Raw genomic sequence first — 21,385 nt, 5'->3', positions numbered from 1 at the left:
GTTCGGCCATGTCAACTTGATCAAGTGTCCAATTGTTGATCACGGCACCTGACTTTGTTAGACATGGGAGTCGGTGTGTGTGACGGCTCACAAGGCCTGAAGCGGACAGAACTGACACACGTTGCAAATACATAGGCTGATTCCGGGGAAAAGTGCAGCACAAAAGTGATCAAAACCTCACAGCCATCAGGTGAACATGTTCTAATCATCCCGAGCAATGCGGCTCCCGGGTGGGGCCGTGCTTTCAGCAACACGAGCACGTTGAGCAAGGAGGATCGCGAATGAACGAGGTCCTTGCCGTGCCGTTGCGGGCAGTCGGGGGGTTCTTCGAACTTGTCGCCGACGTGGCCCGGGCGAGCATTCGCAGGCCTTTCCAAGCGCGTGAGTTCGTTGATCAGTCCTGGTTCATCGCGCGCGTTTCCATCGTGCCGACCCTGCTGGTCGCCATCCCGTTCACCGTTCTGGTGAGCTTCACGCTGAACATCCTGCTGCGCGAGATCGGCGCCGCCGACCTCAGCGGAGCGGGCGCGGCCTTCGGCACCGTCACCCAGGTCGGTCCGATCGTCACCGTGCTGATCGTGGCCGGCGCCGGCGCCACCGCGATCTGCGCGGACCTGGGCGCGCGCACCATCCGCGAAGAAGTCGACGCCATGAAGGTGCTCGGCATCGACCCGATCCATCGGCTGGTGGTACCCCGGGTGCTGGCCTCGACCTTCGTGGCGCTGCTGCTGAACAGCCTGGTCTGCACCATCGGCATCCTCGGCGGCTTCCTGTTCTCGGTGTACCTGCAGGACGTCAACCCGGGGTCCTTCGTCAACGGCATCACGCTGCTGGTGCATCTGCCCGAGCTCATCATCTCCGAGGTCAAGGCGGGGCTGTTCGGACTGATCGCCGGCCTGGTGGCCTGCTACCTGGGCCTGAACGTCAAAGGCGGGCCCAAGAGCGTCGGCGACGCGGTGAACCAGACCGTCGTCTTCGCGTTCATGGCGCTGTTCGTGGTGAACGTCGTGGCCACGGCGGTCAGCATCAAGTTCGCGGCGCGGTGATCACATGGCCTTCGTGATCAATTCCCGCTTCCCCAAGACCGTCCGGCGCGTACGGCGCATGTCGGATTCGCTGGATACGGTCGGCAAGCAGGCGGTGTTCTACGGCCAGACCGTGGGCTCGGTCCCGCGTGCCCTGATCCACTACCGCACCGAGACCATCCGGCTGATCGCCGAGATCAGCATGGGCACAGGAGCTTTGGCGGTGATCGGCGGCACCGTGGTGATCGTCGGATTCCTCACGCTGTTCACCGGCGGCACCATCGCGGTGCAGGGCTACAGCTCGCTCGGCAATATCGGCGTCGAGGCGCTGACCGGCTTCTTCTCCGCGTTCCTCAACGTTCGTATCGCGGCGCCGGTCATCTCGGGTATCGGCCTGGCGGCCACCATCGGCGCGGGTTCCACCGCGCAGCTGGGCGCCATGCGGGTCTCCGAGGAGATCGACGCGCTGGAAACGATGGCCATCCGGCCGATTCCGTACCTGGTCAGCACCCGGGTGCTGGCCGGGATGATCGCGATCGTCCCGCTCTACGCGCTCGCGGTGATCTGCTCGTTCCTGGCCGCGCGCTTCGCCACCGTGGTCATCTACGGCCAGTCGGCGGGCGTCTACGACCACTACTTCTCCACCTTCTTGATCCCGAGCGACATCCTCTGGTCCTTCGCGCAGGCGATCCTGATGGCGCTGGCGGTCATGATGATTCACACCTACTACGGCTTTACGGCCGCGGGCGGCCCGGTGGGCGTCGGTATCGCGGTCGGTAAGGCGGTGCGCGCCTCGCTGGTCGCGGTGGTCACGGTGACCCTGCTGGTGTCGCTGGCCATCTACGGCACCTCCGGCAACTTTCACCTCTCCGGGTAAGCGGAATGGGAACGATGAAGCTCAAATTGGCCGGCGCCGCAATGGTGCTCACGCTGGCCGCGATCGTGGGGGTCGCGATGGTGATGTTCGTGGGCGGGTTCACCCCCACCGACACCATCACCGTGACCGCGCCGCGCAGCGGCCTGGTACTCGACACCGACGCCAAAGTGAAAGTGCGCGGCGTGGAGATCGGCCGGGTCGTCTCGGTCGATCATTCCGCGAACTCCGCGCGACTACACCTGGAAATCGACCCCGACAAATTGAAACTGGTGCCCGAGAACGTGGCCGTGGACATTCGGTCCACCACCGTGTTCGGCGCCAAGTATGTCAATTTCATTGTCCCGGATCAGCCCTCGAAATCCGCGCTGCGGCCGGGCGCGACCATCGCCGCGAACAAGGTGACGGTCGAATTCAATACGCTGTTCCAGCATCTGTCGGATCTGCTCGCGAAAGTGGAACCGGACAAGCTGAACGCGACCATGTCGGCGCTGGGGACGGCGCTGAGCGGGCGCGGTCAGAAACTGGGCGAATTGCTGTCCACCAGCAACTCGTATCTGCGCGACACCGTCAATCCGTATCTGCCGACGCTGCAAACGGATCTGGGCAAGACCGCCGAGGTCACCGGAATCTACGGCGACACCGCCGCCGACTTCCTGCGCACGGTGGACAACGCGACGGGCACCAGCCAGACCATCGCCGAGGAAGCGGGCAATGTGGACGCGCTGCTGGCCAATCTGATCGGGCTGGCCGACACCACCGGATCGGTGCTGCGGGACAACGAGTCTCAGCTGATCACCGCGCTGAATCTGATGACACCGACGGTGCAGTTGCTCTACGACTACCGGGCGGCTGCCGAGTGTGTGATCAACGCCGTCGGCAATTTGATGCCGCTGGCGGACCGGATCTTCGGCGGCATGTACGACGGCGTCGGCATGAACACCAACCTCCAGATGGGGTCCAAGCCCTACACCTTCCCGGAGGACCTGCCCAAGGTGAACGCTACCGGCGGCCCGCGCTGTGAGGGCGTGGTCGACCGGGTGCCGGACAGCCATCACGGCTACGTGGTCACCGATACCAATGAAGGGGCGCCGTTCGTTCCGAACGCGACGCAGCCGCGGCTGGACGAAGGACAGCCCAAGGTCTTCGAAATCCTGTTCTCCGGCTTCGCGGGGGTGCATCAGCGGTGAGAAACACTGCGACACTGGTCAAGCTCTCCATCTTCACGCTGGTGATGACGCTGGTTTTCGCCGGCTTGGTGGTCGTCTTCAGTCAGATGCGTTTCGCGCGGGAAGACGGATACAAGGCGATCTTCACCAGCTCCTCGGGCATGCTGCCGGGGGCCAAGGTCCGGATCGCCGGCGTCCCGGTCGGTTCGGTCACTTCGGTGAAGGTCGGTAAGGACAATCTCGCGCACGTCGAATTCGATGTGGACCGCCGTTACGCGCTGCTCACCAGCACCCGTGCGACGATCAAATACGAGAACCTGGTCGGCGACCGCTACATGGAACTGCTGGAGGGCCCGGGCAGCGCCGACACGCTGCGCGAGGGCGGCACCATCGGCAAGGACAAGACCTCGCCCGCACTGGATCTGGACATGCTGCTCGGCGGTTTCAAGCCGCTGCTGCGTGGCCTGGACCCCGGCCAGGTCAACGACCTGACCTCGGCGCTGCTGCAGATCTTCCAGGGCCAGGGCGGCACGCTGGTCTCGCTGCTCAACAGCGGCGGCTCGTTCGGCAAGACCCTGGCCGAGCGGGACGAGTTGATCGGCAACGTGATCAACAACCTGAATACGGTGCTGGGCACCATCGATCAGCGCGGTGAGCAGTTCCGCACCACGCTCGACGAATTGCAGCGCCTGGTCACCGGTTTGGCGGAGAACAAGGATCCGCTCGGCGACGCGCTGCCCCGCATCGCGGGCGCCACCGGCGAGCTCAACAGCCTGCTCGCGCAGGCCCGGCCGGATCTCGCGGGCACCATCGGCAACCTCGGCCGGCTCGCGACCAATCTCGACAACGGCAGCGAGACCGTCGACTGGGTATTGCAGAACCTGCCGGATACCTACAAGAAGCTGATTCGGATCGGCTCCTACGGCGCCTTCCTGCAGATGTACATCTGCGGCACCTGGCTGCTGGTAGACGGCCCCGACGGAAAGCCGATCGAGATGTCGCTGCCGGGTGGGCAGACCGCAAATGGCGAGCCGACCGGGAGGTGTGCGAGCAATGGCTGATTCCAAGAGGTCTCCGGCCATCACCGTCGGTGTCGTCGGCATCGTGGTCGCGGTCTGTATTTCGCTGACGGCGTTGCAGTTCTCCCAGCTGCCGTTCATTCGCGGCGGCGCGAACTTCACCGCCTACTTCGCCGACGCGGGCGGGCTGGTGCCGGGCGACGCGGTACAGGTCGCCGGGATTCGCTCGGGTGAGGTGGACGGGGTCGAGCTGGCCGGCGACAAGGTGCTGGTCCGGTTCCGGCTGGAGGAGTCGATCGAGCTGGGGGACAAGTCCTCCGCCGCGATCAAGACCAATACGGTGCTCGGGCGCAAGTCGCTCGAGGTGACTCCGGCCGGGCACGGCGCGCTGCGCACCGCGGACACCATTCCGCTGGAGCGCACCACGTCGCCGTATTCGCTCAACGACGCGCTGAGCGAGCTGGGCGCCACGGTGCAGGGCCTGGACATGCAGCAGGTCGACAAGACCCTGGACGCGCTCTCGGAAACCTTCGCCGACACCCCCGCGCCGCTGCGCAACGCGCTCGACGGAGTTACGGCGTTGTCGCGCAGCATCAATACCCGCGACGAGGCGCTGAGCCAACTGCTCACCCGGGCCCAGAACGTCACGAAGGTGCTGGCCGATCGCAGCAACCAGATCAGCGCGCTGCTGCTCGACGGCAACAATCTGCTCGGCGAGCTGGACCGGCGCCGCTCGGCCATCGCGCAGCTGATCGTGAACATCAACGGTGTCGCACAGCAGCTGTCCGGCTTGGTCAACGACAACGAACCGCAGATGAAAAACACGCTGGACCGGTTGAATTCGGTGCTGGCGCTGCTCGAGAAGAACAAGCAGAACATCAACGACGCGCTCGACAACCTCGGACCCTACGCGGCCGCGCTGGGCGAACAGGTCGGTAACGGCCCCTGGTTCAACGCCTATGTGGCGAACGCGTCCTCGGTGTACCTGCAGATCCTGTCGGACGCCCTGGCGTGGCCGGAGCATCTGCCGGAAGACCTGCGCAAGACGTTCCTCGACCCGAATCCGCTGACCACCATCCGCCCGGCAGAAGAGGATCCGCCGCGATGAACCTGCAGAACAAGGTCCGCGGCTTGCCGCGCTGGGCGCTGGTAGTCGCCGGGGTGCTGGTCGCCGCGGTGGTGGTGGTCGGGGTGTACAACGGCGTCACCCGGATCGGCAAAACCACGATCACCGCCTACTTCCCGTCCACCAACGGGCTCTACGAGGGCGACGAAGTGCGCGTCCTCGGGGTCGAGGTCGGGCGCATCGACTCCATCGAGCCCGGCCCGGATCAGGTCAAAGTCGAGCTCACCGTGAATCGCGGCATCGACATCCCCGCCGACGCCAAAGCCGTGATCATCTCGCCCTCACTGGTTTCCGCGCGCTTCATCCAGCTGGCGCCGGCCTACACCGGCGGCCCGAAAATGGCCGATGACGCCGAGATTCCGATGAATCGCACCGCGGTGCCGGTGGAATGGGATGACATCAAGGCCGAATTGTCCAAGCTGGCCACCACTTTGGGCCCGGTCGGCGACGACCAGCAGGGCTCCTTCGGGCGCTTCATCAATACCGCCGCCGACAATATGGACGGCAACGGACAGAAGTTCCGCGACACCCTGCGGGAGCTGTCGGCGACGCTGACCACGCTGTCGGACGGTCGCACCGACCTGTTCGGCACCATTCGCAATCTGCAGAAGTTCGTCGAGGTGCTCTCGGCCAGCAATGAGCAGATCGTGCAGTTCGGCGGCCGGCTGGCCTCGGTCTCGCAGGTGCTGTCGGACACCTCCGACGATCTCGGTGCGGGACTGGACAATCTGGATATCGCGCTGGCCGACGTGAAGCGCTTCCTCGAGGGCAGCGGCACCGAGCTCACCGAGGGCGTGCAGCGGCTGGCCGACGTCACCCAGATCCTGATCGACAAGCGGCCCCAGATCGAGCGCGTGCTGCACTCCGGGCCGACGGCGCTGGTGAACTTCTACCAGATCTACAGTCCCTCGACGGGCACGTTCGGCGGCAGCGCCGCGCTGAACAACACGGCCAACCCGCTGGCCTTCCTGTGCGGCGGGATCGAGGCCCAGGGCGACGTCAACGACGCCAAGCGCAGCGCCGAGTTGTGCGCGCAAATGGTCGCGCCGGTCATCAACTCGCTCGCGATGAATTACGCGCCGATCATGCTGAACCCGGCCACCGGCGTGCACGCCTTCCCGGACCAGCTGGTGTACAGCACGCCCGAGGTGGAGGCGGCAGCCAAGGCCAGCGGAGCCGTTGCGGTCCCCAAAGATCTTGCCGGACTTGCCATTCCAGGAGGGACACGGTGATCACCAAATCGTGCCGCCGCATCGTCGCGCTCGCGCTCGGGGTAGCGGTGACGCTGTCGGTCTCCGGCTGCGAATGGGACGGGCTGAACTCGCTACCGCTACCCGGCACCGAAATCGCCGAGGGCGCTTACGAAGTGAAGATCCAGATGCCCAATGTCACGACCCTGACCCGGAATTCGCCGGTGCGGGTGTCGGACACGGTGGTCGGCACGGTGACCGGTATCGAGGTGGAGGACTGGCACGCGCTGGTCACCATCGCCATCGATCCCGGGGTCCGGCTGCCCGCCAACGCGATCGCCAAGATCGGGCAGACCAGCCTGCTCGGCAGCAATCACATCGAGCTGTCCGAGCCGTCGGAGGTCGCCGCGGCCGGTGAGCTGAAGGCCGGGGATGTCATCCCGCTGGAGCGGGCGGGGGCCTACCCGACCACCGAGCAGGTGCTGTCCTCGCTGTCGGTGGTGCTCAACGGCGGCGGCATCTCGCAGCTGGAAACCATTACCCGGGAACTGAATACGGCGCTGCACGGGCGCGAGAACGATATCCGGGATCTGCTGCCGCAGCTGAACACGCTGACCACCGGCTTGAACCAGCAGACCGCGGACATCACCAGGGCGATGGAGGGCCTGGACTATCTCGGTGCGCAGCTGGCCGATCAGAGCGATGTCATCGGCAAGGCCATCGATCAGATCCACCCGGCGCTGACCGTGCTGGCCGACCGCACCAAGAACATCACCGACACGGTCACCGCGCTCGGCGACCTCAGCGATGTCACCGACCGGATCATCCAGGCCAGCGGCGAGGACCTCAAGACCAACCTGGCCAACCTCGCGCCGCTGCTGGACACCCTCGCCGGCACCGGCACCAACCTGATCGAGTCGCTGAAGATGTTGCCCACCTTCCCATTCCCGATGAAGAACATCGGCAAGGCGATCAAGGGCGACTACATGAACCTGTGGATCACCGTGGACCTGACCACGAAGCGGCTGGACAGCAACTGGCTGAGCGGTACGCCGCTGGGCGGCCGGTTCGGCGGCGTCGAAGGCGTGGTCGGTAGCTTCGCGCCGCCGACCGCCGCCGAGGCCGGTAATCCGCTCACCGTGCCCCCGGCGCCGGCTCCCGCGGCGGCGCCCGCACCGGGCATTCCCGGTCTGCCCGCGATTCCGGGCCTGCCCGCGATCCCCGGCCTCACGGCGCCCCTGGACAACCCCGCACCGCAAGGAGCGCCGCGATGACGCTGACCCGCTTCGTCAGAACCCAGCTGTCCATCTTCGCCGTGCTCACGGTGGTCGGTCTGGTCATCATGGGCGGCGTGTATGTGCAGGTGCCGGCCATGCTCGGCATCGGCCGCTACGACGTGACGGTGCGCCTGGCCGCCACCGGCGGACTCTACGAGACCGCGAACGTCGCCTACCGCGGCACCAATATCGGCAAGGTGCAAGAGGTTCGGCTCACTCCGGACGGTGTCGAGGCGATGCTGTCCATCGACAGCGATCAGAAGATCCCCGTCGACGTGACCGCCTGGGTCCGTAGCGTTTCCGCGATCGGCGAGCAGTACGTCGATCTGGTCCCGGCCGACAAGCCCAAGGGCGGAAACCTGGCCGACGGCGCGGTGATCCCGCAGGATCGCACCCAGCTGCCGCAGGATGTCGGTTCGCTGCTCGACCAGACCGACCGGCTGCTGTCCACCATCACCAATACCCGCCTGCGCCAGGTGATCGACGAGGCCTTCCTGGCCTTCAACGGGGCCGGCCCGGATCTGCAGCGGTTCATCGACTCCGCGTCGCTGCTGATCCAGGAGGCGAACAACACCGCCGAACCGACCAAGAAGCTGCTCGATCAGATCGGGCCGCTGCTGGACACCCAGATCGAATCCGATGCCGCGATCCGGTCCTGGACCCAGAACCTCGCGACGGTGACCGACCAACTGCGCGAGCATGATCCGTCGCTGCGGAACGTGCTCCGGGACGGCCCGTCGGCGCTGCAGACGGTGACCGATCAGTTCGCCTCGCTGCGGCCCACGCTGCCGCTGCTGCTGAACAATCTGGTCGGCCTCGGACAGGTCGGCGTCACGTATCACGCTGGGCTGGAACAGCTTCTGGTGGTCCTTCCGCCGCTGATCTCGGTGTTCCGGACGGTGATCCGGGGGCCGGAGAAGTACGGCGCGATGGTGAACTTCCAAACGGTGGTGAATGATCCACCCGCGTGCACCACCGGCTTCCTGCCGCCGGCGGAGCGGCGCTCACCCGCCGACCTCTCGGCGGTGGACACCCCGGAGGGCCTGTACTGCAAGGTGCCGCAGGATTCGCCGATCGCGGTGCGCGGTATCCGCAATACGCCGTGTATGGAATTCCCCGGCCGGCGGGCGCCGACACCGGAGCTGTGCCGCACCGGGTACACGCCGGTGGGCGACGATCCGGCCTGGGGCCCGGTCACCCCGTACCAGGCCCCCGCTACCGAACCGCAAACCCCCGATGTGACGCCGGTCGCACCGGCGTCCTATGGTGGCCAGACACCCGCGGCCGCACGGACCTACGATCCGAAGACCGGGGTGTATATCGGAACCGACGGTAGAACCTACCGGAACGGCGATGTCGCGCCCGGCGGATCGGGCGCGGTACCGGCGAGCTGGCAGGCAATGTTCGAGGAGCAACAACGATGACCCAGAACAACGGCGAAACCCACCGCACGCGCCGGCGTGCGGGCCGTCCCGCGGGGCCTCCGGTCGAAGACGCCGAAGCCAGCGAAGTCACGGTGAAGAGTTCCGCCGTTGTCACCGTCGCGCAGCAGCGAGCGGCCGCACCGGCCGACCGCGCCGAGGAGACGGTGGTCACCGAGGTCGGCACCGAGAAGGTCGCGCTCACGAAGGAATCCGAAGCCGCCCCGGTTGTGCCTGAAGCCCCGGCGGTGCCCGAAGCCGCCCCGGCGGTGCCCGAGGCGGCCGATTTCGTGGCGCGGCCCGAACCCGCGGGCAAGCTGGGCGCCCGGCGGATCGTCGCACTGGCGGCGGCCGTGGTCCTGGTGCTGGCCCTGATGGTCGGCGCGGGCAGCACGGTCTACCTGTGGCACAGCAATAACGTGCGCGAGGACCGGCGCGCCGAATACGTGCAGGCCGCCCGTCAGGCCGTCATCAACCTGACCACCATCCGCGCCGACTCCGCCAAGGAAGACATCGAGCGGATCCTGTCCACCGCGACCGGCAAGTTCAAGACCGAATTCGACGGCCGCGTGGACCCGTTCATGGAGGTCGTGAGGCAGGCCAAGGTGTCCTCCACCGGCGAGGTCGTCGAGGCCGCGCTGGTCCGGGACGACGAGAACTCGGCGACCGTGCTGATCGCCGCCAAGCAGACCCTGACCAACGCGGCTTCCGCCGAACCCCAGACCCGCCTCTACCGGTTCCGGATCACCGTGACCCGCACCGATTCCGGCCTGTCCGCGTCGAATGTGGAGTTCGTGGCATGAGAATTTCGAAACAGAACCCCCTGGTCCTGCTCGTCGTCGGGATCTCCGGCGTGCTGGTCGCCGCTTCATTGGTCGTCGGCGGCTTGTTCGGCTACAAGTACTGGGACCAGGAACGGGCCGAGAAGTCCCGCACTGAAGTAGTCGACGTGGCCGGTCGCTCCGTCGCGGCCATGTTCACCTACGACCACAACACCGTCGACACCGAACTCCCGAAGGCCGCCGAGGCCCTCACCCCGAAATTCCGCGAGGATTACCTCAAACTCATCGCCCAGGCCATCGCGCCCGGCGCCAAGGACAAACAACTCACCGTCCGCGCCACCACCCAGGCCGCCGGCGTCATCACAGCCGACCGCGACCGCGCCGACGTCCTGATGTTCCTGAACCAGGTAACGACCAGCAAAGAGAACGCCCAGGGCACCACCACGGGCAGCCGCGTCCGCGTCACCCTGGACAAGTCCGGCGACCACTGGCTCGTCGACGCGGTCACTCCGGTCTAACCGGGTTCGCGGGGGAGCCGCACGGTGAACGTGGTGCCCTCGCCTTCGACGCTGGCGACCGTGACCTTGCCGTCGTGCGCGGTGACGAGAGCTTGCACGATGGACAGGCCCAAGCCGGTGCCGCCGCTGGTGCGGGTGCGTGAGGTGTCGGTGCGGTAGAAGCGTTCGAAGACCCGGGCGGCCGCCGCGGCGGGCAGGCCGGGGCCGGAGTCGGCGACTTCGAGCAGCACCTCGTCGATTTCCGGCGTGAGGTGCACGGTGACCGTGGCGTCGCGCGGTGTGTGCGTCAGCGCGTTGTCGACCAGGTTCGCCAGCACCTGGCGCAGCCGCATCTCGTCGCCGGTGATCTCCAATGTGCCCTCGCCCGAGTGGATTTCGAGTTCGATCGGGCGGCGCGGGCCGTCCGGGTCGGCCGCCGCGGCGCGGGCGCGGGCGTTGTGGACGGCATCGCTGGCGACCGTGAGCAGGTCCACCGGGCCGAGTTCGAGCGGTCGCTGGGCGTCCAGGCGCGCCAGCATGAGCAGGTCTTCGACCAGCAGACCCATCCGCCGCGCCTCGTGTTCGATGCGATCCATGAAGCGGGCGGGATCGTCGGTGGCGCCCTGGCTGTACAGCTCGGCGAAGCCGCGAATCGTGGTCAGCGGCGTGCGGAGTTCATGGCTGGCGTCCGCGACGAAACGTCGCATGGTGGCTTCGGATTCGCGCGCGGACGCCTCCGAGGCCTCGGTGGCGGCGAAGGCGGACTGGATCTGGGCGAGCATGCCGTTCAGCGATTGGGACAGGCGATCGACCTCGGTGTTGGTGCCGCGCACCGGAACTCGGCGGAACAGGTCACCGCGGGCGATGGCGGCGGCGATGTTCTCCACCCGGCCGAGCGGGCGCAGGCTGCGCTGGATGACGAAGTACGCCAGCACCGCGAGCACGGCCAGCACCACCGCGCCGATCATCACCTGCAACCGGATGAGTCGATTGATGGTGTCGTCGTTCTGGGTGAGCGGCACCGCGACCGTGGTGACGGTTTCACCGGCGCGCAGCGTCAGGGCGCGCCACTGCACCGGGGAGTCGTCCAGCGATCCGACCGTCGCCGCCCGCGGGCCGTGGATCTGGGTGAGATCGGGCCGGGCCTCCACGTCGAACGGCTTGAGGACGAGAGCTCCCGCGCCGCCGGCGTTCTCGGTGACGATGTAGAACGGGCTCGGCGGCATGCGCTGATCGATGGCCGGCGCGGGCAGCGCCGGACGCGCGACCGTCACCCGGGACATCCCCGCCTCACGCAGCTGCTGATCGGTCTGGCTGAGCAGCTGCTTCTCGAACGCCGAGGTGACCGCCATCCCGGAGGCCAGCAGGCCCAGCGCCGCCAACGCGACCAAGGCCAGCACCAACGTGATGCGCAGCGGGATCGAGGCGAGCCGGCGGCCGATCGCGTTCCGGATCCGGCCGAGCCGTCCCGGTTGCTGCCGAACCCGATTGGGCCCGTAGGGCTTACGGATCGGCTTCGGCGGCAGAACGCGCTCGGTGCGGTTCATCAGCGGGGTTTCCGCATCACGTACCCGACGCCGCGCAGTGTGTGAATCAACCGTTGCTCACCCGTGTCGACCTTCTTGCGCAGATACGACACGTAGGTCTCCACCACCCCGACCTCGCCGCCGAAGTCGTAGCGCCACACGTGGTCCAGGATCCGCGGCTTGCTCAGCACCGTGCCCGCGTTGACCAGGAAGTAGCGCAGCAGCGTGAACTCGGTGGGGGACAGGGCTACTGGTTCGCCCGCCTTCCACACCTCGTGGGTGTCGTCGTCCAGTTCGATGTCCTCGAAGCGCAGGCGCGCATTCGCCGGTTCGGGCGCACTGTGCCCGGCGCGGCGCAGCACCACCCGCAGCCGCGCCACCACTTCTTCCAGGCTGAACGGCTTGGTGATGTAGTCGTCGGCGCCCAGCGTCAGCCCGGCGACCTTGTCCTGCACCTCGTCGCGCGCGGTCAGGAACAGCACCGGCGCGGCGATGCCGTCGGCGCGCAGCCGGGGCAGCAGGCCGAAGCCGTCCATGCCCGGCATCATCACATCGACGATCAACGCGTCCGGCCGGAAGGATCGGGCCTTGTCCAGGGCCTGCGCGCCGTCGGCCGCCGTTTCCACCTCGAACCCCTGATACCGCAGGCTGACGGCGAGGAGTTCGACGATCATCGGCTCGTCGTCGACGACCAGCACCCTCGCCTCGGGGCCTTCAACGGACGCAGCTGTCATGGCTTAATCCTGCGCCACCGCGCTGCGAGATCCCTGGACCTTGGCTGGGAGGTTCCTGTGAACGCCCTACCCGCGCGGCGCCCGGCCCTACCGGCGCGGCGTCCGCTCCTCCGGGTAGACGTCGTCGTCGGTCAGCAGCGCGCTGCCGGCCACCTGATCCTGTGCGAGCGCCTCCAGGAACGAGCGCGCCCAGCGGTCCACGTCGTGCGCCAGCACCTGGCGGCGCAGCGAGCGCATCCGGCGGCGCTTGGTGTCGCGTTCGTCCTCGATGGCGGAGACGATGGCGTCCTTCACGCTGTCCAGATCGTGCGGGTTGCACAGGTAGGATTGCCGCAATTCGGCTGCGGCGCCGGTGAATTCGCTCAAGACCAGCGCGCCGTTCAGGCCGCTGTGGCAGGCCACGTACTCCTTGGCGACCAGGTTCATGCCGTCGCGCAGCGGCGTCACCAGCATCACGTCGGCGGCCACGAAGAACGCGATCAGTTCCTCACGCGCGATCGGCCGGTGCAGATAGTGCACGACCGGGTGCCCGACCTCGGCGAATTCACCGTTGATCCGGCCCACCTGGCGCTCGATGTCGCCGCGCATCTGGATGTAGGACTCGACGCGCTCCCGGCTCGGCGTGGCCAGCTGCACCATGACCGTGTCGGCCGGATCGATGCGGCGCTCGATCAGCAGTTCTTCCAGCGCGTTGAGCCGGATGTCGATGCCCTTGGTGTAGTCGAGCCGGTCGACGCCGAGCATGATTGTTTTCGGATTGCCCAGTTCCGCACGGATTTTCGCGGCCCGGTCGCGCACCGACTTGCGCCGGGACAGCTCGTCCAGCTCGGCCGAGGCGATCGAGATCGGGAACGCGCCGACCCGCACGGTCCGGAATCCGACCTGCACCACACCCAGCTTGGAACGCACCCCGACATTGCCGCGCGAGGTGGGCTGACCCGCCAGCCGGCGGGCCAGGTACAGGAAGTTCTGCGCACCGCCGGGTAAGTGGAAACCGATCAGATCCGCGCCGAGCAGACCCTCGATGATCTCGGTCCGCCACGGCATCTGCATGAACAGCTCGACCGGCGGGAACGGAATGTGCAGGAAGAAACCGATGGTCAGATCGGGTCGCAGCATGCGCAGCATCTTCGGCACCAGCTGCAACTGGTAGTCCTGCACCCAGACGGTGGCGCCCTCGGCGGCCACCTTGGCGGCGGCCTCGGCGAAGCGCCGGTTCACGTTGACGTAGGCGGCCCACCAGGTGCGGTCATAGGTCGGGCGGACGATGACGTCGTGGTAGAGCGGCCAGAGCGTGCCGTTGGAGAAGCCCTCGTAATAGTCGGCGACTTCCTCGGAACTCAGCGGCACCGGATGCAATTCCAGGCCGTCTTCGATGATCGGGTCGACGTCCACATCGGGGACGCCCGCCCAGCCGACCCAGGAACCCTTGTTCATCCGCAGCACCGGTTCCAAGGCGGTGACCAGGCCACCAGGGCTGCGTTTCCAGCGGGAGCCGCCGTCGGGTAGTCGTTCCAGGTCGACCGGCAGCCGATTCGCGACGACGACGAAACCGGAGCCGGCGCCGTTCGATTCGACCGGCGCCAGACCGGAGTTGGGGTCGGCGGGCTCGGAGTCGGACGGCTGGTCGGTCATCTGGTCCATTCACGCATCCTTCGCGCGTCGCGGTTTCCCGTGGGGTGTCAGGTCGACGGCGCCGTTGTCGTCGAATGGTGGTCGGGTGTTACCCGCCCGCCCAGTCCGCTATTCGCCCCGGCCGATCGGACCGATGCCGAGCATCGACAGCAGCATCCGGCACTCGTCCGCGTCTTCGGCGTAAGCCGCCACTACGCGCTGGGCCTGACGTGCGGTTTCGTCGGCGAGTGGTTCCAGTTCGTCGTCCGCGATGTCGTTCGCGCTGCCCTTCGCGGCCATCTTCTTTCCTCCCGGCTCATTACGCTCGTACGTGCGAATAGTCAATGGTATATGGCCTCGGTGGCCGTTCGTGGCTCCCTATACCGTGGGGGCCAGCATCAAACTCCACGAAAGGGTCGACAATGCCGCTGGCCACGGTAAACGGAATTCCCCTCAACTACCAGGTCAAGGGTGACCGGGCCAAGGGTACCGACGCCAAAGGCGGTGGTCCGCTGGTCGTGATGATCATGGGAACCGGCAGCCCCGGCCGGGTCTGGGAGCTACATCAGGTGCCCGCGCTTGTCGCCGCCGGTTACCGGGTCTGCACCTTCGACAACCGCGGTATCGCGCCCTCCTTCGAAGCCGCGTCCGGCATCGCGATCGAGGAGATGGTCGCCGACACCGCGGGCCTGATCGAGCTGCTGGGCGAGGGCCCGGCGCTGGTCGTGGGCACCTCGATGGGCGCGCGCGTCGCCCAGGAACTGGCCCTGGCCCGCCCCGATCTGGTGCGCAAAGCGGTGTTCATGGCCGGGCACGGCCGGCTCGACCAGTTCCAGAAGACGCTCTCGCTCGGCGAGCACGAATTCGACGCCAGCGGGGTGCGGCTGCCGGCGAAGTACGAGGCCGCCCTGACCGCGGTGATGAACCTGTCGCCGGCCACCATGGCCAACGCCAATACCGCGCGTGACTGGCTGGATCTGTTCGAATTCACCGGCGGCCCGGTCACTCCCGGCATCCGCGCGCAGCGCCGCATGGACCACGATTTCGATCGTGTGCAGGCCTACCGCGCGATCACCGTGCCCTGCTTGGCCATCGGGTTCGCCGATGACCGGATGATCCCGCCCTATCTGTCCAGGGAGGTTGCCGAGGCCATCCCGGGCGCGCGCTACCAGGAGATTCCCGATGCGGGGCACTTCGGCTACCTCGAACGACCGGAGGCGGTCAACAAGATCCTGCTCGATTTTTTCGCCGGATGAGGTAACCCCCTACAGGTAACGTCCGCCTTGCTAGTGTCGACACACGCTCGGGGAGTAACCGAGCCGATCCCGTACACAGCGCCAGTATCCAGTGAGGTGAAATGAGCACCAACCCCTTCGATGACGAAGACGGCCGCTTCTTCGTTCTGGTCAACGACGAAGAGCAGCATTCCCTGTGGCCGGCGTTCGCCGAGGTCCCGGCCGGGTGGCGAGTCGTGTTCGGCGAAGACAGCCGGGCCGCCTGCGTCGAATATGTGGAGAAGAACTGGACGGATATGCGTCCGAAGAGCCTGCGTGATGCGATGGCCGCTGATGATGCGGCACGACAGGGCGCCCAGTCCTGACAGTGGTATCTGAGAGTACTGCGCAGGGGACCTGATGCTGAGCCGCCGCCAGGCGCGGCACCGTTAGTCGGTGTCGCGCGGGCGGCGAGCCCGGTTATGATGGCTTCCGCGTTTCACCCGCCTCCTTAGCTCAGTGGTAGAGCACCGCTCTTGTAAAGCGAAGGTCGTCAGTTCAATCCTGACAGGGGGCTCCAGCCTGGCCGCCGCCTGCGGACAAAAAGCGTCCGCAGGCGGCGGCCTTCGCGTATTTTTTGGGGGCGCAGCCCCCAAGCCCCGCCCGGGGGGCTTCGCCCCCGGACCCCCTCCGGGGTTCAGTCTGGGACGTTTGCGCTGTGGCCCAGGGTGCGCAGGGCCGCTTTGATTTTGGTCTGGGCTTCGTCGAGGGACTCGGGGGATGGGTTCGGGTCGGCGCCGGAGATGTCGAAATCGCCCATGGTGAAGGCTGGGAAGACGTGGACGTGCAGGTGGGGGACTTCCAGGCCGGCGATCAGGAGGCCGGCGCGTGGGGCGTCCCAGGCTTGGCGCACGGCTTGGCCGATGATCTGGGCGACGCTGTTGAGGCGTGCGAATGTGTCGCCGTCGACGTCCTGCCACTGATCGATTTCCTTGCGCGGGACGATCAAGGTGTGGCCCGGAGTGACCGGGGCGATGGTCAGGAAGGCGACGAATTCGTCGTCCGCCCAGACGAATCGGCCGGGGAGCTGACCTTCGATGATCGCGCTGAAGACAGATGCCATGTCTCGCAGCGTAGCTGGGGTCAGGCTGCCGCGAAGTGGGACAGGATGCCCTGGACCTCGTAGATGTCGACCTGGCGATTGAACCGTTTGTGCAGCGGCTCGGCGGTGCCCGCGATCCAGATCACGAGCTCGGCATCCAGATCGAAGGTGCCGGCGGTCTCCACCGAGAAATGCGTGATCGCCCGGTAGGGAATGCTGTGATAGCTCACCTTGCGGCCGGTCATGCCCTGCTTGTCCACCAGGATCAGCCGCCGGTCGGTGAACAGGATGGCGTCGCGGACCAGCAGATAGGCGGCATAGATCTGTTCGTCCTGGCCGAACAGGCGCGCGTACTCGTGTTGTGCCTTCGCCGGATCGAGCCGACCGGCATTACCCATGATTCCGTCGATCAGACCCATGGTTCGACCACATCCTTCAGATGTGTTGGGGATCAGTGTGTTCAACTCACACCTGTCCTCAACCATCATCCTCTTGGTGCGCTGCCGACGCGCCCACTTATGCTGTCTCGCGTGCGCGTACTCGTTGTCGGCTCCGGAGCCCGTGAACATGCTCTTGTTCTTGCCCTGCGCAAGGACCCCGCGGTGACCGCGCTGTTCGCGGCGCCGGGTAACCCGGGGACCGCGCTGCACGCGCAGAACTATCCGGTCGATCCGTCCTCCGGCGAGGCCGTCGCCGGGCTGGCCGCGGAGCTGGGCGCCGACCTCGTGGTGGTCGGGCCCGAGGTGCCGCTGGTGCTCGGCGTCGCCGACGCGGTGCGCGCGGCGGGCATCGCCTGTTTCGGCCCGTCGGCCGCGGCCGCGCGGATCGAGGGCTCGAAGGCCTTCGCCAAAGACGTGATGACCGCGGCGGGGGTGCGGACCGCGCACAGCGAAATCGTGGACACGCCAGCCGAACTCGACGACGCGCTGGATCGTTTCGGGCCTACCTGGGTAGTCAAGGACGACGGGCTGGCCGCCGGCAAGGGCGTGGTCGTGACCGCCGATCGGCTGGCCGCCCGCGACCACGGCGCCGAACTGCTGGAGCAGGGTCATCCGGTGCTGCTGGAGTCGTTCCTCGACGGCCCTGAGGTGTCGCTGTTCTGCCTCGTCGACGGCGAGACCGTGGTGCCGCTGCTGCCCGCGCAGGATCACAAGCGCGTCGGCGACGGCGATACCGGCCCGAACACCGGCGGCATGGGCGCCTACACCCCGCTGCCCTGGCTGCCCGAGGAAACCGTCACCGCCATCGTCGAGGACGTGGTCAAGCCGGTCGCGGCCGAGATGGTGCGCCGCGGCTGCCCGTTCTCCGGCCTGCTCTACGCCGGTCTCGCGATCGGTGCGGCCGGGCCCGCGGTCGTCGAATTCAACTGCCGCTTCGGCGATCCGGAAACCCAGGCCGTGCTCGCGCTGCTGGACAGCCCGCTCGGCGAGCTGCTCAACGCCACCGCGACCGGCACCCTCGCCGAGGTCGCGCCGCCGCGCTGGCGGGCCGGCTCGGCCATCACCGTGGTCATCGCCGCCGAGAACTACCCGGGTCGGCCGCGGCTGGGCGATGTGATCACCGGCGCCGGTGAGGGCGCCGCCGAGGAGACCACCGCGGTGATGCACGCCGGGACCGCACTGCGCGAAGACGGCGCACTGGTCTCCGCGGGCGGTCGCGTCCTCAATGTGGTCGGCGTCGGCGGCGATCTGTCCGAGGCCCGCGCGAACGCTTACGCCCGCATCACCGGAATCAAGCTGCCGGGCAGCCATTTCCGCACGGACATCGGCCTGGCCGCCGTCGAGAACCGGATTACGGTCTAGAAGCCGAGGCCGTGCGCGGCCAGCCAGGCCCGCGGGTCGACGTGCTGGCCGGCCGCGATGACCTCGAAGTGCAGGTGCGGGCCGGAGGAGTCGCCACGGTTGCCCATGCGGGCGATCTGCATGCCCGCCGGGACGCGTTCGCCGACCGAGACGAAGAAGTCGTACATGTGCCCGTAGACGGTGATGGTGCCGTCGTCGTGGCGGATGCGCACCCACAGGCCGAAGCCCTGGGCGGGGCCGGCGTCGATGACGGTGCCGTTGGCGACGGCGTAGATCGGGGTGCCGATCGGGCCGGCGACGTCGATGCCGTTGTGGAAAGTGCCCCAGCGGGAGCCGAATCCGGAGGTGAAGGTGCCGCGGGTGGGGAGCACCATGCCGCCGATGCCGGGCAGGATCGAGCCGGGCGGCAACGGGGTGGTGGCTGTCATCCAGGGCTGGTATTCGCCCGCGGCGGCCGCGGCGGCTTCGGCTTTGGCGCGTTCCAGGGTGGCGCGGGCGGCGGCGGCGACCACGGCCTGTTCGCGAATGCGCTCGCCGTTGGCGATGGCGGCGAGGTAGCGCTTCACCGACGGCACGGTGGATTGGACGAGCTGCTCGTGGGCGAAGGCGACGCGCTGGGCCTCGCCGGGGCCGGGCGTGCGGTTGCTGACGCCCCAGTCGAACGACGAGTCGCCGGCGGCGAAGAGCGCGACGGCGGTGAAGACGGCCAGTTTCACGCGGTGTTTGTAGAGCAGGGCGCGGTAGTCGCGCTGTTTGTACTGGTTCCAGAGCTCTTGCGGGTTCGGGCGCGGTCTTCTTCGTAGCTCGTCGAACCGGCGCTGGATCCGTCTGGCCCAGGCTCTCAGGTCCGGCGGCTTGCGGCGGCCTTCGAAACGGGTCCGCCAATCGGGTGGAATGACGCCGATGCCACTCACCGCGCGTATCTCGTCCAGCCCCGCGCTGGGGGCGGGCGGGCGGCGCAGCCGACGGAGTGGATGGGCGCTGTCAAGCATTAGGCCGACCTTAGCCTTTGTCGCGCCAGTGACAAAGGTTGTCGGAGCTCGTGGTGTCGTGGGCCCGGAGCGATTACGGTCTCTCGGGTGTCCAGAGAATCTCGCCGGTCGATCATTCCCACCTTCTACGTGATGGACGTCTGGAAGGCCGCCGCCGAACGCGCCCGGACCCACGGTGACGTGCTCGTTCTCGCCGCCGGGCAACCCTCGACCCCGGCTCCGGCGCCGGTGCTGCGCGCCACCAAGCAGGCAATCGACGCGGAATTGCTGGGCTACACCGAGACGTTCGGCATCCTGCCGCTGCGCGCGGCGATCGCCGAGCATCATCGCCAGACCTACGGGTACGCGGTGGACGCCGACGACGTGGTGGTGACCACCGGCTCCTCGGGCGCGTTCACGCTGATCTTCCTGGCCGCCTTCGACGCGGGCGACACCGTGGTGGTGGCCCGCCCGGGCTACCCCGCCTACCGGAACACCTTGAACGCGCTGGGCTGCCGGGTGATCGAGCTGGACTGCCGCGCCGACACCAGGTTCCAGCCGACCGTTGCCATGCTCGAGGAGTTGCCCGAGCCGCCGAAGGGCCTGATCATCGCGAGCCCGGCCAACCCGACCGGCACCATGATCGAACCGGAGGAACTGGCCGCCATCGCCCGCTGGTGCGATGCGCACGGCACCCTGCTGATCTCCGACGAGATCTATCACGGCATCACCTATGGCGCGGAGGGCACCTCGTCGTCCTGGGAGACCTCCCGGAACTCGGTGGTCATCGGCTCGGTCTCGAAGTACTTCTCGATGACCGGATGGCGACTCGGCTGGATGCTCGCCCCGGCCGATCTGCGCCCGGCGTTGCAGCGCCTGGCCTCCAACATGACCGTGTGCCCGCCCGCGATCTCCCAGTACGCGGCGCTGCACGCGTTCGGCGCGGAGGCGAAAGCCGAACTGGACGGGCATGTCTCGCGCTACGCTACCAATCGCCGGCTGCTGCTGGACGGCCTGGCCGCGCTCGGCATCACCGACCTCGCGCCGGCCGACGGCGCGTTCTACGCCTACGCCGATATCGGTCACCTGACCGAGGATTCCCGCAAGTGGTGCGCGCAGGTGCTCGAAGCCACCGGAGTAGCCTTGGCGCCCGGTATCGACTTCGATACCGCCAACGGCCACCGGACCGTTCGGTTCTCTTTTGCCGGCGCGACGTCCGACATCGAGGAAGCGCTTGTTCGCTTGGGGTACTACCTGCGCGGCTGAACCATTGTGCCGGGCAACAAGTTTGCCGAGACTCGCACCTCGACGAGGTGAATGCGGTAAAACATCGATGGCTGGGATTCCCTCTAACGATTTCGCACGGGTGAACCGATGACGACTGGCACGATGGCACGGTGATAACCGCGACGACCCCCAAAGGCGAACGGCGTCGCCAGGCTTTGGTAGCGGCCGCCGCCGAGTTGTTACTCGAAGGCGGATTCGATGCGGTGCGGCATCGGTCGGTGGCCACGCGCGCCGATCTGCCGCTGGCGTCGACCACGTACTACTTCGAGTCGCTGGAAGATCTGATCGCGCGCGCGGTCGAGTTCAGCGGCAACGCGGAGTTGGACGCGATGCGCCGCCGGGTCGGCGAGGTGTCGCATCGCCGCCGTGGCGCCGAGGCGACGGTCGATCTGCTACTGGATCTTCTAGTGGGTACCGACGGGCACGACGAGGGCGCGCGCGGTCAGTTGATCGCCCGCTACGAGCGGTCGGTGGCCTCGGCGCGGCATCCGGAACTACGCGAGGTGCAGCTACGCCTGCGCGCCCAGCTCGACGAACTGCTCGGCGACGTGCTGCGCCGCTCGGACCGGCTGGTCCGGCACGAACAGGTGCGCCGGCTGGTCGCGGTGGTGGACGGCGCGGTGGTCGCGGCGCTCACCGAACTCGACCCGGAACCGCGCCGGATGGCGCGCGGCGCGCTACTGGAAATCATCGATATCGTCGCGCCCGCGACGCCCCAGCAAGCGGACAGGTACCGCGCACTAGACTCGTAAAAC

22 protein-coding genes and 1 tRNA gene are annotated in these 21,385 nt (G+C 67.3%); 16 read left to right on the top strand and 7 right to left on the bottom strand.

What is annotated here, in order from left to right:
* Positions 1-281 precede the first annotated feature (281 nt).
* From AB0M14_RS03225 to AB0M14_RS03180, 10 genes are read left to right on the top strand one after another with little or no spacing between them, the layout of a single operon-like run.
* Complete coding sequence (locus AB0M14_RS03225) at positions 282-1,046, top strand: ABC transporter permease (protein WP_364988152.1); 765 nt, start codon at positions 282-284, stop codon at positions 1,044-1,046.
* Positions 1,047-1,050: 4 nt separating this feature from the next.
* Positions 1,051-1,902 (top strand): ABC transporter permease, encoded by an 852-nt coding sequence (locus tag AB0M14_RS03220; RefSeq protein WP_364988148.1) that lies wholly within the window; start codon positions 1,051-1,053, stop codon positions 1,900-1,902.
* 14 nt (positions 1,903-1,916) lie between these two features.
* On the top strand, positions 1,917-3,089 hold the full coding sequence (locus AB0M14_RS03215) for an MCE family protein (RefSeq protein WP_364988144.1): 1,173 nt from the start codon (positions 1,917-1,919) through the stop codon (positions 3,087-3,089).
* Entirely contained in the window at positions 3,086-4,129 is a 1,044-nt protein-coding gene (locus AB0M14_RS03210; RefSeq protein ID WP_364988140.1) for an MCE family protein, read from the top strand. Before AB0M14_RS03215 ends, AB0M14_RS03210 begins: the two co-directional genes overlap by 4 nt.
* Entirely contained in the window at positions 4,122-5,195 is a 1,074-nt protein-coding gene (locus AB0M14_RS03205) for an MCE family protein (protein WP_364988136.1), read from the top strand. Before AB0M14_RS03210 ends, AB0M14_RS03205 begins: the two co-directional genes overlap by 8 nt.
* A complete protein-coding gene (locus AB0M14_RS03200) occupies positions 5,192-6,445 on the top strand; it encodes an MCE family protein (RefSeq protein ID WP_364988132.1) in 1,254 nt (417 codons plus the stop codon). The genes AB0M14_RS03205 and AB0M14_RS03200 overlap by 4 nt, the downstream gene beginning before the upstream one ends.
* Positions 6,442-7,677, top strand: a complete 1,236-nt coding sequence (locus AB0M14_RS03195) for an MCE family protein (protein WP_364988129.1) — start codon at positions 6,442-6,444, stop codon at positions 7,675-7,677. The genes AB0M14_RS03200 and AB0M14_RS03195 overlap by 4 nt, the downstream gene beginning before the upstream one ends.
* A complete protein-coding gene (locus AB0M14_RS03190) occupies positions 7,674-9,104 on the top strand; it encodes an MlaD family protein (RefSeq protein ID WP_364988126.1) in 1,431 nt (476 codons plus the stop codon). The genes AB0M14_RS03195 and AB0M14_RS03190 overlap by 4 nt, the downstream gene beginning before the upstream one ends.
* Positions 9,101-9,904 carry a hypothetical protein gene (locus tag AB0M14_RS03185; protein WP_364988123.1) on the top strand — a complete coding sequence of 268 codons (804 nt, stop codon included), beginning with the start codon at positions 9,101-9,103 and terminating at the stop codon, positions 9,902-9,904. Before AB0M14_RS03190 ends, AB0M14_RS03185 begins: the two co-directional genes overlap by 4 nt.
* A complete protein-coding gene (locus AB0M14_RS03180) occupies positions 9,901-10,401 on the top strand; it encodes a h domain protein (RefSeq protein ID WP_364988120.1) in 501 nt (166 codons plus the stop codon). Before AB0M14_RS03185 ends, AB0M14_RS03180 begins: the two co-directional genes overlap by 4 nt.
* Here the strand turns inward: AB0M14_RS03180 and AB0M14_RS03175 are convergent.
* The 4 genes from AB0M14_RS03175 to AB0M14_RS03160 all read right to left on the bottom strand — a co-directional run bounded on the left by AB0M14_RS03175 (position 10,398) and on the right by AB0M14_RS03160 (position 14,554).
* Positions 10,398-11,927: a HAMP domain-containing sensor histidine kinase gene (locus AB0M14_RS03175; RefSeq protein ID WP_364988117.1), complete on the bottom strand. Its 1,530-nt coding sequence runs from the start codon at positions 11,925-11,927 to the stop codon at positions 10,398-10,400. The two genes, AB0M14_RS03180 and AB0M14_RS03175, sit on opposite strands and share 4 nt — an antisense overlap.
* Positions 11,927-12,640 carry a response regulator transcription factor gene (locus tag AB0M14_RS03170; protein ID WP_364988114.1) on the bottom strand — a complete coding sequence of 238 codons (714 nt, stop codon included), beginning with the start codon at positions 12,638-12,640 and terminating at the stop codon, positions 11,927-11,929. Before AB0M14_RS03170 ends, AB0M14_RS03175 begins: the two co-directional genes overlap by 1 nt.
* Before the next feature lie 87 nt (positions 12,641-12,727).
* The gene (locus tag AB0M14_RS03165; RefSeq protein ID WP_364988111.1) at positions 12,728-14,284 is read right to left on the bottom strand and encodes a trehalose-6-phosphate synthase; all 1,557 of its coding nucleotides are present in this window, start codon (positions 14,282-14,284) and stop codon (positions 12,728-12,730) included.
* Between the two features lie 99 nt (positions 14,285-14,383).
* Entirely contained in the window at positions 14,384-14,554 is a 171-nt protein-coding gene (locus AB0M14_RS03160) for a hypothetical protein (protein WP_364988108.1), read from the bottom strand.
* Between the two features lie 122 nt (positions 14,555-14,676).
* Between AB0M14_RS03160 and AB0M14_RS03155 the strand changes: the two genes are divergently transcribed.
* The 3 genes from AB0M14_RS03155 to AB0M14_RS03145 all read left to right on the top strand — a co-directional run bounded on the left by AB0M14_RS03155 (position 14,677) and on the right by AB0M14_RS03145 (position 16,048).
* On the top strand, positions 14,677-15,510 hold the full coding sequence (locus AB0M14_RS03155; protein ID WP_364988104.1) for an alpha/beta hydrolase: 834 nt from the start codon (positions 14,677-14,679) through the stop codon (positions 15,508-15,510).
* A gap of 101 nt (positions 15,511-15,611) precedes the next feature.
* On the top strand, positions 15,612-15,854 hold the full coding sequence (locus AB0M14_RS03150) for an MbtH family protein (RefSeq protein WP_011207082.1): 243 nt from the start codon (positions 15,612-15,614) through the stop codon (positions 15,852-15,854).
* Positions 15,855-15,973: 119 nt separating this feature from the next.
* Positions 15,974-16,048: transfer RNA gene (locus AB0M14_RS03145), tRNA-Thr, on the top strand.
* A 117-nt stretch (positions 16,049-16,165) separates the two neighbouring features.
* On the opposite strand, the gene AB0M14_RS03140 is transcribed toward AB0M14_RS03145, so the two are convergent.
* Both AB0M14_RS03140 and AB0M14_RS03135 read right to left on the bottom strand, forming a co-directional pair.
* On the bottom strand, positions 16,166-16,591 hold the full coding sequence (locus AB0M14_RS03140) for an HIT family protein (protein WP_364988101.1): 426 nt from the start codon (positions 16,589-16,591) through the stop codon (positions 16,166-16,168).
* A 20-nt stretch (positions 16,592-16,611) separates the two neighbouring features.
* Positions 16,612-16,989, bottom strand: a complete 378-nt coding sequence (locus AB0M14_RS03135; protein WP_364988097.1) for a PH domain-containing protein — start codon at positions 16,987-16,989, stop codon at positions 16,612-16,614.
* 111 nt (positions 16,990-17,100) lie between these two features.
* Here AB0M14_RS03135 and purD point away from each other — a divergent pair, with 111 nt between their 5' ends.
* Entirely contained in the window at positions 17,101-18,372 is a 1,272-nt protein-coding gene (gene purD / locus AB0M14_RS03130) for a phosphoribosylamine--glycine ligase (RefSeq protein ID WP_364988093.1), read from the top strand.
* Here the strand turns inward: purD and AB0M14_RS03125 are convergent.
* On the bottom strand, positions 18,369-19,364 hold the full coding sequence (locus tag AB0M14_RS03125) for a M23 family metallopeptidase (RefSeq protein WP_364988089.1): 996 nt from the start codon (positions 19,362-19,364) through the stop codon (positions 18,369-18,371). The genes purD and AB0M14_RS03125 overlap by 4 nt on opposite strands.
* Before the next feature lie 87 nt (positions 19,365-19,451).
* On the opposite strand from AB0M14_RS03125, the gene AB0M14_RS03120 reads away from it, so the two are divergent.
* Positions 19,452-20,609, top strand: coding sequence for a pyridoxal phosphate-dependent aminotransferase (locus AB0M14_RS03120; RefSeq protein ID WP_364988086.1), 1,158 nt, complete (start codon positions 19,452-19,454; stop codon positions 20,607-20,609).
* 131 nt (positions 20,610-20,740) lie between these two features.
* Complete coding sequence (locus AB0M14_RS03115; RefSeq protein ID WP_194817121.1) at positions 20,741-21,382, top strand: TetR family transcriptional regulator; 642 nt, start codon at positions 20,741-20,743, stop codon at positions 21,380-21,382.
* Positions 21,383-21,385 lie beyond the last annotated feature (3 nt).

Source organism: Nocardia sp. NPDC051832 (assembly GCF_040681285.1).
In the GTDB taxonomy this organism is placed as follows: Bacteria; Actinomycetota; Actinomycetes; order Mycobacteriales; family Mycobacteriaceae; genus Nocardia.
The sequence above is the reverse complement of the archived record's forward strand: the minus strand, read 5'-3'. Positions and strand labels throughout refer to the sequence as shown.

What these genes read in the sequence shown, in the direction of transcription:
- AB0M14_RS03225 (WP_364988152.1), top strand. Translation starts at nt 282, where the DNA reads ATGAACGAGGTCCTTGCCGTGCCGTTGCGGGCAGTCGGGGGGTTCTTC.
- AB0M14_RS03220 (WP_364988148.1), top strand. Translation starts at nt 1,051, where the DNA reads ATGGCCTTCGTGATCAATTCCCGCTTCCCCAAGACCGTCCGGCGCGTA.
- AB0M14_RS03215 (WP_364988144.1), top strand. Translation starts at nt 1,917, where the DNA reads ATGAAGCTCAAATTGGCCGGCGCCGCAATGGTGCTCACGCTGGCCGCG.
- AB0M14_RS03205 (WP_364988136.1), top strand. Translation starts at nt 4,122, where the DNA reads ATGGCTGATTCCAAGAGGTCTCCGGCCATCACCGTCGGTGTCGTCGGC.
- AB0M14_RS03200 (WP_364988132.1), top strand. Translation starts at nt 5,192, where the DNA reads ATGAACCTGCAGAACAAGGTCCGCGGCTTGCCGCGCTGGGCGCTGGTA.
- AB0M14_RS03190 (WP_364988126.1), top strand. Translation starts at nt 7,674, where the DNA reads ATGACGCTGACCCGCTTCGTCAGAACCCAGCTGTCCATCTTCGCCGTG.
- AB0M14_RS03185 (WP_364988123.1), top strand. Translation starts at nt 9,101, where the DNA reads ATGACCCAGAACAACGGCGAAACCCACCGCACGCGCCGGCGTGCGGGC.
- AB0M14_RS03180 (WP_364988120.1), top strand. Translation starts at nt 9,901, where the DNA reads ATGAGAATTTCGAAACAGAACCCCCTGGTCCTGCTCGTCGTCGGGATC.
- AB0M14_RS03175 (WP_364988117.1), bottom strand. Translation starts at nt 11,927, where the DNA reads ATGAACCGCACCGAGCGCGTTCTGCCGCCGAAGCCGATCCGTAAGCCC.
- AB0M14_RS03170 (WP_364988114.1), bottom strand. Translation starts at nt 12,640, where the DNA reads ATGACAGCTGCGTCCGTTGAAGGCCCCGAGGCGAGGGTGCTGGTCGTC.
- AB0M14_RS03165 (WP_364988111.1), bottom strand. Translation starts at nt 14,284, where the DNA reads ATGGACCAGATGACCGACCAGCCGTCCGACTCCGAGCCCGCCGACCCC.
- AB0M14_RS03160 (WP_364988108.1), bottom strand. Translation starts at nt 14,554, where the DNA reads ATGGCCGCGAAGGGCAGCGCGAACGACATCGCGGACGACGAACTGGAA.
- AB0M14_RS03155 (WP_364988104.1), top strand. Translation starts at nt 14,677, where the DNA reads ATGCCGCTGGCCACGGTAAACGGAATTCCCCTCAACTACCAGGTCAAG.
- AB0M14_RS03150 (WP_011207082.1), top strand. Translation starts at nt 15,612, where the DNA reads ATGAGCACCAACCCCTTCGATGACGAAGACGGCCGCTTCTTCGTTCTG.
- AB0M14_RS03140 (WP_364988101.1), bottom strand. Translation starts at nt 16,591, where the DNA reads ATGGCATCTGTCTTCAGCGCGATCATCGAAGGTCAGCTCCCCGGCCGA.
- AB0M14_RS03135 (WP_364988097.1), bottom strand. Translation starts at nt 16,989, where the DNA reads ATGGGTCTGATCGACGGAATCATGGGTAATGCCGGTCGGCTCGATCCG.
- AB0M14_RS03125 (WP_364988089.1), bottom strand. Translation starts at nt 19,364, where the DNA reads ATGCTTGACAGCGCCCATCCACTCCGTCGGCTGCGCCGCCCGCCCGCC.